The organism is Rhodococcus sp. WY5 (genome assembly GCF_018588185.1).
Taxonomy (GTDB): Bacteria; Actinomycetota; Actinomycetes; order Mycobacteriales; family Mycobacteriaceae; genus Rhodococcus_F; species Rhodococcus_F qingshengii.
Genome location: NZ_JAAMPR010000001.1, coordinates 502,018 through 515,198 on the forward strand (window position 1 = coordinate 502,018; position 13,181 = coordinate 515,198).

General features: G+C 61.8%; 13 protein-coding genes and 1 pseudogene. 6 read left to right on the forward strand and 8 right to left on the reverse strand.

Going from position 1 to position 13,181, the window contains the following annotated elements:
* Positions 1–105 precede the first annotated feature (105 nt).
* The 3 genes from G4D79_RS02265 to G4D79_RS02275 form a co-directional block, all read right to left on the reverse strand.
* Positions 106–1,794: an NAD(P)/FAD-dependent oxidoreductase gene (locus G4D79_RS02265; RefSeq protein ID WP_007727084.1), complete on the reverse strand. Its 1,689-nt coding sequence runs from the start codon at positions 1,792–1,794 to the stop codon at positions 106–108.
* Entirely contained in the window at positions 1,791–2,636 is an 846-nt protein-coding gene (locus G4D79_RS02270; RefSeq protein ID WP_054827723.1) for a carbon-nitrogen hydrolase family protein, read from the reverse strand. The genes G4D79_RS02265 and G4D79_RS02270 overlap by 4 nt, the downstream gene beginning before the upstream one ends.
* Before the next feature lie 133 nt (positions 2,637–2,769).
* Positions 2,770–3,405, reverse strand: coding sequence for a helix-turn-helix domain-containing protein (locus tag G4D79_RS02275; RefSeq protein WP_083291611.1), 636 nt, complete (start codon positions 3,403–3,405; stop codon positions 2,770–2,772).
* A gap of 146 nt (positions 3,406–3,551) precedes the next feature.
* On the opposite strand from G4D79_RS02275, the gene speB reads away from it, so the two are divergent.
* Complete coding sequence (gene speB / locus G4D79_RS02280; RefSeq protein ID WP_003941134.1) at positions 3,552–4,508, forward strand: agmatinase; 957 nt, start codon at positions 3,552–3,554, stop codon at positions 4,506–4,508.
* Here speB and G4D79_RS02285 read toward each other — a convergent pair.
* Positions 4,472–5,146, reverse strand: a complete 675-nt coding sequence (locus G4D79_RS02285) for a bifunctional 2-polyprenyl-6-hydroxyphenol methylase/3-demethylubiquinol 3-O-methyltransferase UbiG (protein WP_099697797.1) — start codon at positions 5,144–5,146, stop codon at positions 4,472–4,474. The genes speB and G4D79_RS02285 overlap by 37 nt on opposite strands.
* Positions 5,147–5,237: 91 nt before the next feature.
* Here G4D79_RS02285 and G4D79_RS02290 point away from each other — a divergent pair, with 91 nt between their 5' ends.
* Both G4D79_RS02290 and G4D79_RS02295 read left to right on the forward strand, forming a co-directional pair.
* Positions 5,238–5,693, forward strand: coding sequence for a hypothetical protein (locus tag G4D79_RS02290; RefSeq protein WP_235867821.1), 456 nt, complete (start codon positions 5,238–5,240; stop codon positions 5,691–5,693).
* A 163-nt stretch (positions 5,694–5,856) separates the two neighbouring features.
* The gene (locus G4D79_RS02295; protein ID WP_003941166.1) at positions 5,857–7,458 is read left to right on the forward strand and encodes an ABC transporter substrate-binding protein; all 1,602 of its coding nucleotides are present in this window, start codon (positions 5,857–5,859) and stop codon (positions 7,456–7,458) included.
* Positions 7,459–7,587: 129 nt separating this feature from the next.
* On the opposite strand, the gene G4D79_RS02300 is transcribed toward G4D79_RS02295, so the two are convergent.
* The 3 genes from G4D79_RS02300 to G4D79_RS02310 form a co-directional block, all read right to left on the reverse strand.
* Positions 7,588–7,842, reverse strand: coding sequence for a hypothetical protein (locus G4D79_RS02300; RefSeq protein ID WP_235867822.1), 255 nt, complete (start codon positions 7,840–7,842; stop codon positions 7,588–7,590).
* A 7-nt stretch (positions 7,843–7,849) separates the two neighbouring features.
* The gene (locus tag G4D79_RS02305; protein WP_020906032.1) at positions 7,850–8,227 is read right to left on the reverse strand and encodes a metal-sensitive transcriptional regulator; all 378 of its coding nucleotides are present in this window, start codon (positions 8,225–8,227) and stop codon (positions 7,850–7,852) included.
* 198 nt (positions 8,228–8,425) lie between these two features.
* Complete coding sequence (locus G4D79_RS02310; protein ID WP_250887497.1) at positions 8,426–9,172, reverse strand: hypothetical protein; 747 nt, start codon at positions 9,170–9,172, stop codon at positions 8,426–8,428.
* A gap of 310 nt (positions 9,173–9,482) precedes the next feature.
* On the opposite strand from G4D79_RS02310, the gene G4D79_RS02315 reads away from it, so the two are divergent.
* The 3 genes and pseudogenes from G4D79_RS02315 to G4D79_RS02325 all read left to right on the forward strand — a co-directional run bounded on the left by G4D79_RS02315 (position 9,483) and on the right by G4D79_RS02325 (position 12,819).
* Positions 9,483–10,913, forward strand: coding sequence for an MFS transporter (locus tag G4D79_RS02315; protein ID WP_042452056.1), 1,431 nt, complete (start codon positions 9,483–9,485; stop codon positions 10,911–10,913).
* A gap of 73 nt (positions 10,914–10,986) precedes the next feature.
* Entirely contained in the window at positions 10,987–11,514 is a 528-nt protein-coding gene (locus G4D79_RS02320) for a carboxymuconolactone decarboxylase family protein (RefSeq protein ID WP_099697778.1), read from the forward strand.
* Positions 11,498–12,819: pseudogene (locus tag G4D79_RS02325) on the forward strand (MFS transporter). The gene G4D79_RS02320 and the pseudogene G4D79_RS02325 overlap by 17 nt, the downstream one beginning before the upstream one ends.
* 78 nt (positions 12,820–12,897) lie before the next feature.
* Here the strand turns inward: G4D79_RS02325 and G4D79_RS35195 are convergent.
* Entirely contained in the window at positions 12,898–13,176 is a 279-nt protein-coding gene (locus G4D79_RS35195; protein ID WP_003941173.1) for a YHS domain-containing protein, read from the reverse strand.
* Between the last annotated feature and the right edge of the window lie 5 nt (positions 13,177–13,181).

Consider the following 13,181-nt stretch of genomic DNA (forward strand, 5'->3'; position numbering starts at 1 on the left):
TGGATCCGAACACTTTCCAGTGTTGCGTGGATCACCGGAAAGAGGTCGTGCCCGATAGGAGTACCAACCCCCATCGGGCACGACATTTCGGCAGTTGCGGTGAGCTCAGTCGCCCAACCTGATCGGAGCAAGCTCCTCGAACACGTCGCCGGGTCCGGGATTCTCGGCAGGCGCAGCGCCGCCGAGATGGTTGACGACGCCCCATACCGCGTTGATCGCGGTCTGGATCGCGCCCTCAGCCCAGCCGGCGGTCCACGACACGTCGTCACCGGCGAGGAAGATTCCCCGATGACGCGGTTCGAGATCATTCTGCACGAAGTGGGAGAACAGGCGCTCCTGGTAGCGGTAGTGTCCCGGAAGGTTCGCCTTGAATGCGCCCATGAAGTCGCGCTCGGTTTCCCACGACAGCGTCACCGGGCTCGAGATGATGTGGCTGCGGAAGTCAACGCCGGGGTAGATCTCTTCGAGAGAGCGCAGCATGATGTTCATGCGCTCGGTGGCGTCGAGCGCCAGCAGCTTCAGCGAATCGTCCGACCAGGTGTACGACAAGCAGATCAGGCCTGGCTTGCCCTCGCCTTGATCCAGCAGGTAGGTGCCGCGACTCATACGGTCGGTCAGTGTCATCGACACCGAATCACGGCCGGTCACGGGGTCCTTGTCCTTCCAGAACGGGCGGTCGACGAGAACGAAGACCTTGGTCGAACCCATGTAGTGAGTTCGCTCGATCGCAGTCCAGTGGTCGATCGGGAACAGATCGTCGTCACACCTGATATTGTTCAGCAGCATCCAACTCTGCACTGTCACAACGGCACTCGCATACGTGCGAATGAAACCTTCGGAGTCCGTCACCGTGATGTTGCCGGGCTCGGTACGCCGGAGTTCGGTGACGCGGGGACGCGTCTCACCGTCGTTGAGCGAAGCGACCGTAGTACCGGCAGGCCAATGCGCCATGTGCGCCGGGGCGCGGTTCCACAACCGCATCGGCAGCTGCTGCGATCCACCGACGATGCCGCGGTGGTCGTCGTCGGCGGCCGTGATGACCACACGAAGGATTTCGAGGATCGAGTTGGGGTAGTCGGTATCCCAACCGCCCGTACCGAATCCGACCTGTCCGAACACTTCCCGCATGTGGAAGGACTTGAAGTGCTTCGACGCGGCGAGGAATCCGTAGAACGTCTGGTCGTCGTAGCGCACCACGAGGTCGTTCCAGATCCGCTTGATTTCTGCGGTGTCGCGGTCACGAATGGCCTGCTGCAACGGAATCAGATCGGCATGCTCTTCGAGAGTGCGCTGCCAGGCCTGCGCCACCTCGGTGTAGATCGGCGGCAGATCCTCGAGAGTGTGCGCGTAGTGGCTCTCGCCCTTGAGATCGATGACGGTGCTCGGCGTGACCTCGGCAAGGGGATTGGGGAACTCTTCGGTCTGCAGACCCAGTTCGTTCAGGTAGTGGAACAACGTTGTCGACGACGGTGGGAAACGCATTGCGCCCATCTCGGCGACAACCCCGGGGTGCCCGTCGAACTCGACCGACCGCATCCGGCCACCGATCTGATCAGCTTCGTAGACAATCGGTTTGAGACCGATCTTGAGCAACTCGTAGGCCGCGATCATGCCGGAGAGTCCGCCACCGATCACGGCAACTTCGGTACCCAGTGCCAGATCGGGCACCGAGCCGAGTCCCGCCGGACTGGAAACGTAGTCGTCGTACGGGAACGGAAAATCCGGTCCGAACATCGTGAGGGGCGGCTGCTTGCCGGGTTCCGAGGAACTGTCCGGAGCTACTGGGATGGTCATCTACGGTTCTCCTTGGAGACAGTCGTGACAGGAAGGTCTGGATACAGATCGAGGCGTCGATCGTCGAGATGTGTATTGAGAGTGCGCGATTGCGCGACGGTGGCGGCGGCGATGTCCGCGAAGAGCAATTCCTGGTCGCCGCCGGCCCTCGCCAACTCGGCACCGTCGGGCGCGATGGCGCACGAGAGACCGCAGTAGGTCAGCTCGGTTTCGGCACCGCAGCGATTAACGTAGGTGACGAACATCTGACTCTCGTATGCGCGGGCCGGAACCACTTGCTGCGCAATGTGTTCGTAAGGAGTCATCAAGCCTGTCGGCACGATGAGCCATTCTGTACCGGCGTCGGCGTGTGCCCGAACCGCTTCGGGAAACTCCACGTCGTAGCAGATCAACAATCCGCAGCGGATACCCTCGAAATCGAACCCGACCACCAAGGTCTCACCTGGCCGAAAGTGCTCACGGTCGAGCGTGCCGAACAGATGCGTCTTGCGGTAGTGCGCAAGCGAAGTGCCATCGCGGTCCACCACCTGCACGCTGTTGTAGACGTCTCCCCCGTCGAGTTCGGGGTAGCCGTAGACGACTGCGATGCCGGCACTTCGAGCAATCTCGGCGACGGAATCGAAGATAGGGCCGTCGGCCGGCTCCGCGCGTAGCGACACCAGTTCACCGATGTCGTAGCCGGTTGCGGACATCTCCGGCGTCAGCAGGATCTTCGCACCGGATGCCGCAGCCTCGCGGGCAGCAGTGTCGATTGCAGCGAGATTGAACTCCACCGACGCAAAGGTGTCCGGGGTGGTGAGCGGACCTTGGAACAGGCCAACTCGAACTGAATCGACATGCATGGTGCGCTCCTTCAGGAGTTCCGTGACGCCAATTTTCGACGGTGTGTGTGACGGGGACAACTACCAGCGTGACGGGTGCCGCCAATCATGTCAACTCTTGTTTCCTAAGAATCAACATTCACGGATTCGAGTCTCACGAAGACGACGCGCGGGGCCCTTCCGGCAATGCCGGATTCAAGACCCACAGAACCTTCGCCGGAACCGAGCCTTCGGCCTGAAAACTATGGTTGTGCGTCGGCGTGAATGTGAAGGAATCGCCCGCCGCAAGTACGACGTCTTCGGCATCGACGGCCTCACCGTTCGGATCCGTCCGACCGCCCTCGAACGAGACCCGCAAGCCGCCCTCGAGCACGTGCACGAAGTTCACGTCGATCGGCAGACTGTAGAACTCCCGACCACTTCCGCCGCCTGGTTCCAGCTCGCCGAGCAGCACCTGAATTCGACGCTCGTTGGTAGGCGTGAGCAGGTACTCCGTCATCTTTTCGCCACCGAAGCTGATTTGCGGCATGGCGTCGGCGCGGACCACTTCACCGGCGGACGCATTCTCGAACAGGGATCCGACGGGGATCTCGAGCACCGCGCACACCTTTATCAGGGTCGCCACCGACGCGTTGACGTGATCGCGCTCGAGTTTCGAGAGATACCCCTTGGTCACACCACAGGCCTCGGCCAGGTCGTCGAGGGTCAACCGCTTCGATTGACGTGCCGCCTTGAGCCTCGCCCCGATGCGCGGTCCGACCGGCTCGACCGCTTCCTTCGCCTTGGCCACTGAACCCACTCCTTCACGACCGCCGTGTCCCTTTCAGGAAACAGGGGTTGACAACCGAGCCTCTTGAAGAAACCATACTTGCTCAGAGAGCTACATCACTGAAGGGCGCCCGGTGTGCGCCGAATCGAGAGCAGGGACCTCTGCACATGGCTACCAACAACCCCGGATCGTTCATCGGACCCGTCGACGCCACGCGCGTCCCCCGCTACGCCGAGCCGACCACCTTTGCGCGTCTCCCGCGCCTGGACGAGGTCTCGCGCGCCGACGTGACGATCCTCGGCATCCCCTTCGATTCGGGTGTCAGCTACCGCCCCGGTGCCCGGTTCGGTCCGGGCCACATCCGCGCTGCGTCGAAGCTGCTGCGTCCGTACAACCCGGCGCTGAAGGTCTCGCCCTTCGCCAACCAGCAGGTAGCCGATTTCGGCGATATCGGCGTCAACCCCTTCGACATCCAGGAAGCTCTCACGACGGTTCAGTCCGCCGTTACCGACCTGCGCGCCGACGGGTCCTCCGTGCTCACGCTCGGCGGCGACCACACCATCGCACTGCCGATCCTGCGCTCACTGGCCCGCGATCACGGCCCGATCGCCGTCCTGCACTTCGACGCTCATCTCGACACCTGGGACACCTACTTCGGTCAGCCTTTCACCCACGGCACCCCCTTCCGCCGCGCCAGCGAAGAGGGCCTGATCGACATGGAGCGCTCGCAGCACATCGGCATCCGTGGACCGCTCTACAGCGAGAAAGACCTCGAAGACGACCGCGTCCTCGGTTTCCAGGTGATCCGCAGTGACGACTACGAGGTCGACGGCGTCGCCAGCATCGTCGAGCGCATGCGTAAGCGCCTCGACGGTGGCCCGGTGTACGTCTCCGTCGACATCGACGTACTCGATCCCGCCCACGCTCCGGGCACCGGAACACCCGAAGCGGGCGGCATGACCTCTCGCGAATTGTTGAACACACTGCGTGGGTTGGTGGGACTCAACGTGGTCGGCGCCGACATCGTCGAGGTAGCGCCGGCGTACGACCACGCCGAGATCACCGGTATCGCAGCGGCTCACGTCGCTTACGAGTTGCTGTCGGTACTCGCACTCAATCGCTGAAGCAGCACAACGGTATCCGTCGTGTGATGCATCTCGGGGTTCGCGGGAAGATCACGTTCCCGCGACTCCGAGACCAACACCTTCCAACCATCGGTGAACAGCGACTCCACGTATTCGGGTGTATGGAGCATGGCCCGATGGTGCTCGGTCGGCGACTCGTGAGGTGAGTGGCCCACGATCAGCAAATGCCCGCCGGGCGCGACCAGATCTCCGAGAGCACGGAACAATTCCCCGCGCGCGGGTTCGAGCATGTGGAAGAACTGCGCGGACACCAGATCGAACGAGCGCCCCTGCGGATCCCACTTCGTCAGGTCGGCTTCCAGCCATTCGATGTCGACGCCTTCGCCCTCGACGTGAGCCTGGGCGCGGCTGAGCGCAACCGACGAGATGTCGGTGCCGGTGACCTTCCACCCGCGACGCGCCAACCACAAAGCGTCGGCACCTTCGCCGCAACCGACGTCGAGTGCCGTGCCCGGTTCCAGGTCGGAGGCTTCGGCAATCAACTGTGGGTTGGGATTTCCGCTCCAGCGTGCGGGGCGTTCCTCGTACAGCGAGTTCCAGAACTGTGCGTCCGCCTTGGCGTACGGATTCTCGGTGGTTTCAGAGTTTTCGTGGTGATTGTGGCGTTCGTGGCTCATGCACCCAGGATGAACGACCTTCCACAACTCACGCAACCATCTTTGCTGAAACAGCAATTTCTTCATTTCGACGCCCTGCTAACGTCACGTCGTGGCCGGTGGATTTCCCGTGTTTCGTCTCTACTGCAACTCAGCAGGCCCATACGCTTTGTGTTGTGCGCATTTCCCCGAGTTCACCGGTTCGAACTCGGACGAAGAGTTCAGCGTCCGGCAGAGCTTCGACCGCGCAGTCGAGAAGATTCTGCGCGATGCATCCTTCGAACCGACTACCTTGACTTTGGTCGGCGAGCAGCAGGGCTATCCCGTCGGAGACCGACTGTTCGATACGACAGTTCCGCGTACCGGAACCGTCTCGTACGCGTTCCAAGAAGCCGGACCGCCGTGGATCGTTCTCGGCCTTGATGTTTCGGCGGACGAATTCTGGTCCGAAATCGACGACGACGCAGACCTCCACGGTCTCGGCCCCACCTCCCCGTTGAGGTCAGTTCCAGCAACCGTGCTCACGGAGACCGGGTGGCCACGACGAAGTGACCTCGACTCCCCGTGAACTGAACCAGAACTCCAACCTTCGTGAAATCGAACAAAAATCCGCCCGATTTTCGTGAGGATCGACCGAGATGCCCGTCACGGCCTGCGCCAAGATTTAGCGGTCACACTCGACTGCGCCCTCACGATTCACTCCCGGGCCCCGGCTCCTTCACGGAGGCACAATGAAACACCGCTCCTATTCGACGCTTGCCGCGACCGCAGGGCTCGCGCTCGTATTGTCGGCTTGCAGCTCGGGAGGCACGTCCTCGGGCTCCGGCGGCGGTGAGCCTCTGACTGACGGAACCTTCCGGTACGCGTTGCAAGGCGATCCGGGTGCACTCAACCCGATCATGTCCGGCTCTGCGGCAACCGCGGAAATTTCGAAGCTGGCGTACGACTCCCTGGTCTACCAGGATCCTGAAACCAGTGAATTCAAACCATGGTTGGCCGAGAAGTGGGAAGAAACGCCGACCTCCGCGTCCTTCACCATTCGTGAAGGCGTGACCTGTACCGACGGGTCGACGCTGACTGCACAGACCGTCGCGAACAACATCAACTTCGTAGCCGATCCAGCCAAGGGTTCACAACAACGCGGCACCACAGTTCCCATCGGCGCTTCGGCCACTGCCGATCTCGCCACCCGCACCATCACGGTAACCACTCCGGCGCCGACCCCGTTCCTCCTCCTCACCATCAGTCGCCTCCCGATCATGTGCGATGCCGGACTCGAAGATCCGACCGCCTCGAACAACAAGTCGCTGGGCTCCGGCATGTTCGAAGTCACCGAAGTCTCGGCCAATGACCACTACACGTTCGAGCGTCGTGACGGTTACAGCTGGGGGCCCGACGACACCACCTCCGACACACCGGGTGTCCCCAAGACAGTCATTGCTGTCATGGCACCCAATGTCAGCACCGCAGCAAACCAGCTTCTCTCAGGCGAACTGAGCGCATCTCCGATCGCCGGTCCGGACAAGGATCGCATCGATGCCGCCAATTTCGACTCGGTCCAGCGCCCACTTCCCGCCGGTCAGATGTACTTCAATCAGATTGCGGACAATCCGACCAGTGATCCCGCCGTTCGAAAAGCTCTCGTCCAGGCTGTCAATCTCGACGATCTCGCTGAAGTCATCACCGGCGGCCAGGGCACCCGTGCAACAAGTCTTGTCTCCGTCGAGCCCCGAGCCTGTGTGTACGACTCTGTCGCAGGCAACATTCCGGACTTCGACCTCAGCGCAGCAAAGGCAACACTGGACGCTGCAGGTTGGACCGCCGGCTCCGACGGCAAACGAAGCAAGGACGGAAAGCCGCTGACCCTCCGCCTCTTCTACGCTGCCGGCGAAGATGCGCGCAGCGCGGCAGCCGAGCTCACCCAGTCGGCATGGTCCGACCTCGGTGCGACCGTCGAGGTGACAGGAGCCGACCAGACCAAGGTTGTCGACGTCATGCTCAGTGGCAAGGACAACAACCAGTGGGACATCGCGTGGATCCAGATCAACAATTCGGTTCCCAGCGGGTTCGTCCCGTTCTTCTCCGGTCCTGCTCCGGCAGCAGGTAAGAACTTCTCTTCGATCAACAACCCCGCCTACGAAGCAGCCGTTGCCAAGGCCTCCGGTTTGACCGGCGAAGCAGCGTGCGCGGAGTGGGCAGACGCCGAATCACAGATCACCAAAACGGTGTCCGCAGTCCCCTTTGCAGATACGGTCTTGAGCTTCTACTTCAACAAGGCCGGACTCGCATTCGGTAAGACCTTCATCGGTTCTGCGTTGCGCCTCTACCAGTAGGCCGGTCGACCGAAGGCGGTGCGTCAACGAGATACGTCAGATCCTTGTGATCTGACGTATCTCGTTGCCACACCGATCGTCTCGTTGTCGAGTTCGACGTAGGTCAGCTGAGGAATGCTGGACGCAAGTTCAGTGAAAGCCCACATCGCAACGTTCTCGAATGACGGACTCGTCCAGAGCGTCCGTGTCGACAAACCATCCACGTTCTCCGAGTTGGTCGTCCTCGAACGAGAACGCCACTCGCATCGTCACGCGAAATCCCTCGGCAGGCATCAGCGGCGGCAAGTTCTTCGCGTCCCGCACCGGTGCCGGAAGCCCCTGCCTCACAGCGAATGTACGACGGATCTCGATACTGAACATGCGCACCAAGGTATCAATGTTCATCACAATTCTATGAGCGGACCAATCGCGCAATCGCGTCGTTCGCTTCTTTGATCTTCGCGTCCGCCTCGGGCCCACCGGCAACAGCGGCTTTGACGACGCAGTGGCCGATGTGGTCCTCGAGCAGGCCCATGGCCACCGCCTGGAGGCCCTTGGTCATCGCCGACACCTGCGTCAGGATGTCGATACAGTACTTGTCCTCGTCGACCATGCGCTGCAGGCCGCGAGCTTGACCTTCTATGCGACGCAGACGCGCCAGGTAGTCGCCCTTGGCGGTGATGTAGCCGTGCGAATCACTCGTGCAGCATGCATCGCCGGTCGCATCACTGCCTTGGGCACTGTTTGGAGCACTGCTTGGCGCACTGCCCACTTCTGTCGCTTCCGACATTCGATGTCCTCCTGTTCGTCAACGCGTGACTTCGCAACAATTCTCGTTACCGGGGCGATGTGCGGAGACTCTTCGACTTCCGTTGTCTTGCAGAGCAATCACTGCGCACATCGCCACGCATTTCGCTACTGCACGAACAGATGGATGCATGGCGATTGCCCATGCCCGTTTTCCCTTTGCTGCGAAACTCATTCGGTTTCAGTGCCCGTGGTGCGCGTGGCTCGAGTGTTCGGCCCCAGACGTGGTCGCATTGTCGGCCGTCAGCGTGAATTCCGCCGTACGCACCACTCCGCCGTGCTTGAAGTCCAAGAACAACCGGTAATCCTCGGCGCTCGGCATGTTGGCGTAGAAGGTGATTGCCGGTCCGGCCGGCGTGACACCGTCACCGGGGTAGCCGTCCGGATGGACATGGAGATAGGCGAGGTCGGAGGCACGCAACGCGACCAGATGCCCGTATGCGGCAAGGTAGGGCTGCAAGTCTGTGACCGGGATTCCGTCACGACTGACCGAGAGCGTGAGCTTCGATGTCTGGCCGGCATGGGCCGCGCCTTCGAGGGAGACGGTATAGCCGTCGACCGTCGTGGCGGCAGCAGCAGCGGGCAACGGCCGAGGATCGTAGGATCCGGCGACGCGCACATCCGCACTGAGCGTGATTCCGTCACCACCGTCCGGAGTGAAATCAGCGAATACTCGATAGCCTCCCGCATGATCGAAATCGACTGACACATGCCAGTTTCCGTTCTCGTCCAATTCGGGATGCACGTGCTGGAATCCGGTCAGGTCCAGACCGACCACGATCAGATGCAACTGCTTGTCGTGGGTGTCCGTGTACCGGATCAACGGAGTTCCAACCGGATCCAGGATCCGGAACTGCAAGGGGACATGGTTGCCGACGGCCGCCTCCGACGTTGCCAATTCCAGTGTGTAGCCGTTGTCGCTGAACATCTTGCCCTCCAAAGTTTGGGTCGGCAGCACTTTCGTTGCCGTCTGCGTCAGGTTCTGCACTCCTTGACATCGAACCTGTTGCAATTTGTACCATACCCCCCTAGGGTATGCAACGAACTACTCGAACACCCTGAATTCACTCGAAGGAGATCCGATGCGCATCTACGCAGAGCGCCGGCCGAATGAGTTCCAAGAGCAGCATTTCCCCGTGCACCCAACGAAGCGCTGCGCCGATGTCACCCAGGCCCGCTTACGACACCCCTTGACCACACAAGCATCACCTATACCCCGTACAGGTAAGGAACTCAGAATGTCCACACAACCGAAATCCACCCGTAAGTGGTGGGCGTTGGCGTTGATCGCCGCCGCTCAGTTCATGGTCATCATGGACACCTCCATCATCGGCGTCGCTCTCCCCCAGATGCAGAGCGATCTCGGCTTTTCCCAAGAAGGCCTGACCTGGGTCTTCAATGCGTACGTCATCGCGTTCGGCGGGCTACTCCTCCTCGGCGGCCGCCTGTCCGACCTGTTCGGCGCCCGCAGAGTGTTCTCCGCTGGTTGGCTGATCCTGCTGATCGGTTCCGTTGTCGCCGGTGCCGCCGGTAACGTCGCCGTCGAACTTGCGGGCCGTGCAGTCCAGGGCGCAGGCGCCGCACTCATCGCGCCGTCGGCGCTCACCTTGCTGATGATGCTGTTCGGCAGCACGCAGAAAGAGATGACCAAGGCGCTGTCCATCTACGGCGCTGCCGCCCCGGCCGGCGGTACGGCCGGCGTGTTCCTCGGCGGCGTCATCACCGAATACACCAGCTGGCCTTGGGTGTTCTACCTCAATATTCCCATCGCTGTCATCGCGCTGATCGCTACTCCCCTCCTGATGCCGAACGCACCGGCACGTACCGGGTCGATCGACTTCCTCGGCGCACTCGCTGTCACCGCAGGTCTTGCTGTCGGAGTCTTCGGCATCGTCAGAGCGCCTGATGTCGGATGGGGATCCGGGCAGACGTGGCTGGCGCTCGCCGTTTCGGCCGCTCTGTTGGGTGCATTCGTATTGATCCAGTCGAAGCGTCGGGAACCTCTGGTGCGTCTGGGAATCTTCAAGGCGCCCAACCTCGGTGCCGCGAACATCGCTCAGCTCGTGCTCGGCGCCGCCTGGATACCGATGTGGTTCTTCCTGAACCTGTACCTGCAGCAAGTGCTCGGATACAGCGCCTTCCCGGCCGGTGCGGCGCTGCTGCCGATGACGATCTTCGTCATGCTCGGCATGGTCGTCGTGGCACCACGGGCCATGGCACGCTTCGGTGCAAAAGCGATGATCGTGACCGGATTGCTGGTACTGGGAATCGGTTTGGGTTGGATGTCGTTGATCCGGCCCACCGGCAACTTCTGGGTCGACGTACTGCCGGCGTCGCTCGTGGCTGCGGCAGGTATGACGCTGGCGTTCATTCCCTCACTCGGTACGGCGATTTCGGCTGCACGCCCGGAAGAGGGCGGATTGGCTTCCGGCATCGTCAACGTCAGTTACCAGGTCGGCTCGGCTGTCGGCCTCGCGGTGATGACCGCGATCGCAGCAGTGTTCGGCGCTGATCAACTCGGCGACCTGACGGAGTTGACGAACGGTTTCTCCGCCGTGTTCCTCGGAGCAGCCGCCATCGCAGTGGTTGGCGCAGCAATCACCGCGATCGTGATGCGGTCGACCAAGGTCGACGATCCTCGAACCGTTCAATCCACCGTCAATTCTTGACCAACTCCGGTGGTGGGTTCGGCCGGCTGTCACCAGCCGAACCCACCACCGGCGGAACCACTTAGGACTCGTTATGTCGCGCCTTGCATCTCTCACGCCCACCACCGCTGTCTGTGCATCTAAAGACCTTCTCGCCGAACTCGTGAACCGTCACGGACAGGTCGGTGACATGGTCGCGGCGATGGCTCATTCGCCCGCCGTACTGGGTGGCTATCTGCAACTCAGCCGGGCAATGAAGCGAGCGAAACTCAGCCGCAAGATCACCGAGCGAATCTCTATCGCTGTGCAGGTCCAGCAAGGTTGCGCTGTTTGCCTCGAAGCCCACGTCGCCGCCGCGCACGCCAACGGCGTCGAGGCGGACGAGATCGAGCGTGCCCGCGCGGGCACCTCGGCCGATCCCGCCATCGCGGCAATGATCGACCTCGGGCTTCGCGTCTATCGGGAGCCTGCCTCGATTTCAGACGAACACATCACGGGCCTTCGAGCGCACGGCTACGGTGATCGCGAGATCGCCGACGTAGTCGGAATCGTCGCCCTCAATGTCCTGACCGGAGCTTTCAATCTTGTCGCGGGAGTGAAACCAGATGAACCGGATCGCTAACTCCGCACCGGAACGGAACAGCCTGCGTCTGTTCTTGATTCGCGACTATCGCCTGCTCTTCAGCGCCCAGATCATCGCGCTGTTCGGCACCGGGTTGGCGACGGTTGCCCTGGGTCTACTCGCCTACGAACTCGCCGGACCGAGCGCCGGAGCCGTGCTGGCCACCGCGCTGACGATCAAGATGTCCCTGTACGTCGTGATCGCTCCACTCGCGGCGGCGTACGTAGACCGGTTGCCGAGACGGGCTTTCCTCGTTGCCCTCGACGCCATTCGCGCAGCGGTCGTGATCGCATTGCCCTTCGTCAGCGAGATCTGGCACATCTACGTGCTGGTAGGTGTTCTCCAAGCTGCATCGGCAGCGTTCACTCCCACGTTCCAAGCGGTCATCCCTGACATCGTGACCGACGAGGCCGATTTCACCCGCGCACTGTCGGCTTCGCAGGTCGCTTACACGATGGAAAGCCTGCTCAGCCCTGTTCTTGCCGCAGTCGCACTGTCCTTCATGACATTCAACCTGTTGTTCGTCGCCACCTCCGTGGGCTTTGCGGTCTCGGCACTGCTCGTGCTGGCCACCCGAATCCCCAACGCTCGTCGGAGTACTCACCGCAAGGCGTGGGATCGGATCGCGTCGGGGGTGCGAATCTTCGTGACCACACCGCGACTGCGCGGCATCATGGCACTCAATCTCGTGGTGGCAGCAGCCGGATCGATCGTGGTGGTCAACACCGTCAACTACGTCCGCGACGAGCTCGGTGGAACCCAATCCGACGTGGCGTGGATGCTTGCCGCGTCAGGCACCGGCACGTTGGTGACCGCGCTGCTTCTTCCACGCGTTCTCGACAGAACCGCTGAACGCACTGTGATGACAGCAGGTTCCGTTGTCTTGGTCGTCAGTGCCAGCGCGGCAGCAGCCCTCGCCGTGGCGGGTGTATTCACGTGGATGCTCACTGCCGCAGTGTGGGCACTCGTCGGCGCCGGGATGGCCATGATCGTCACGCCGACCGGAAAAGTACTTCGGCGCTCCGTCGACCCCGCAAGTATTCCGGAGGTGTTCGCAGCCCAGTTCTCCCTGTCGCACCTTGCCTGGCTTGTCACCTATCCGATCGCCGGATGGGTTGGTTCGAGCGCGGGATTTGCGGTCACCTGGAGCATCCTTGCAGCGCTTGCCGCAGTGGGAACCGTTGCAGGATTAGCACTTTGGCCTCGGGAGACGGTTGCTGAATTGCCCGGACAGGCGACGTACGAAACCACCCGAGGCGAATGCACCTTGACGGCTACCCAGTGGCGTGCGCTCGCCCCGTCTGACGTCGACGGTCCGACTGAACCCCGAAGCGCTACAACGAAAGTGGTGGTGCAGCCATCGCCTGCACCACCACTTTTCGCTCAGCTCACGTCAGCATACTTCCTGGGATTTGCGTCGAACCGAGGACCACATCCCTTGCAGCAGAACCAGTACCGATTTCCTTCGAAGTCACGAAACAGGCCTTCCGCTTCGGCACGCACCTTCTCGATCACGCTGCCCGGCATGACCCGACATTCGACGAGTTCACTACTGCCAGCGGTGAGTAGGTCTTTCCCACCGGTCGGCATCGCCGAACCGACAGCGCCGACATCGCCTTTGGCGTCAGACTTCGGGGTGTTGCCACAGCCACAACTGCTCATTGGGA

Bases quoted from the DNA above. Each gene is read 5' to 3' on its own strand.
- G4D79_RS02265 (WP_007727084.1), bottom strand. From the start codon at position 1,794: ATGACCATCCCAGTAGCTCCGGACAGTTCCTCGGAACCCGGCAAGCAG.
- G4D79_RS02270 (WP_054827723.1), bottom strand. From the start codon at position 2,636: ATGCATGTCGATTCAGTTCGAGTTGGCCTGTTCCAAGGTCCGCTCACC.
- speB (WP_003941134.1), top strand. From the start codon at position 3,552: ATGGCTACCAACAACCCCGGATCGTTCATCGGACCCGTCGACGCCACG.
- G4D79_RS02285 (WP_099697797.1), bottom strand. From the start codon at position 5,146: ATGAGCCACGAACGCCACAATCACCACGAAAACTCTGAAACCACCGAG.
- G4D79_RS02295 (WP_003941166.1), top strand. From the start codon at position 5,857: ATGAAACACCGCTCCTATTCGACGCTTGCCGCGACCGCAGGGCTCGCG.
- G4D79_RS02300 (WP_235867822.1), bottom strand. From the start codon at position 7,842: ATGAACATTGATACCTTGGTGCGCATGTTCAGTATCGAGATCCGTCGT.
- G4D79_RS02305 (WP_020906032.1), bottom strand. From the start codon at position 8,227: ATGTCGGAAGCGACAGAAGTGGGCAGTGCGCCAAGCAGTGCTCCAAAC.
- G4D79_RS02310 (WP_250887497.1), bottom strand. From the start codon at position 9,172: ATGTTCAGCGACAACGGCTACACACTGGAATTGGCAACGTCGGAGGCG.
- G4D79_RS02315 (WP_042452056.1), top strand. From the start codon at position 9,483: ATGTCCACACAACCGAAATCCACCCGTAAGTGGTGGGCGTTGGCGTTG.
- G4D79_RS02320 (WP_099697778.1), top strand. From the start codon at position 10,987: ATGTCGCGCCTTGCATCTCTCACGCCCACCACCGCTGTCTGTGCATCT.
- G4D79_RS35195 (WP_003941173.1), bottom strand. From the start codon at position 13,176: ATGAGCAGTTGTGGCTGTGGCAACACCCCGAAGTCTGACGCCAAAGGC.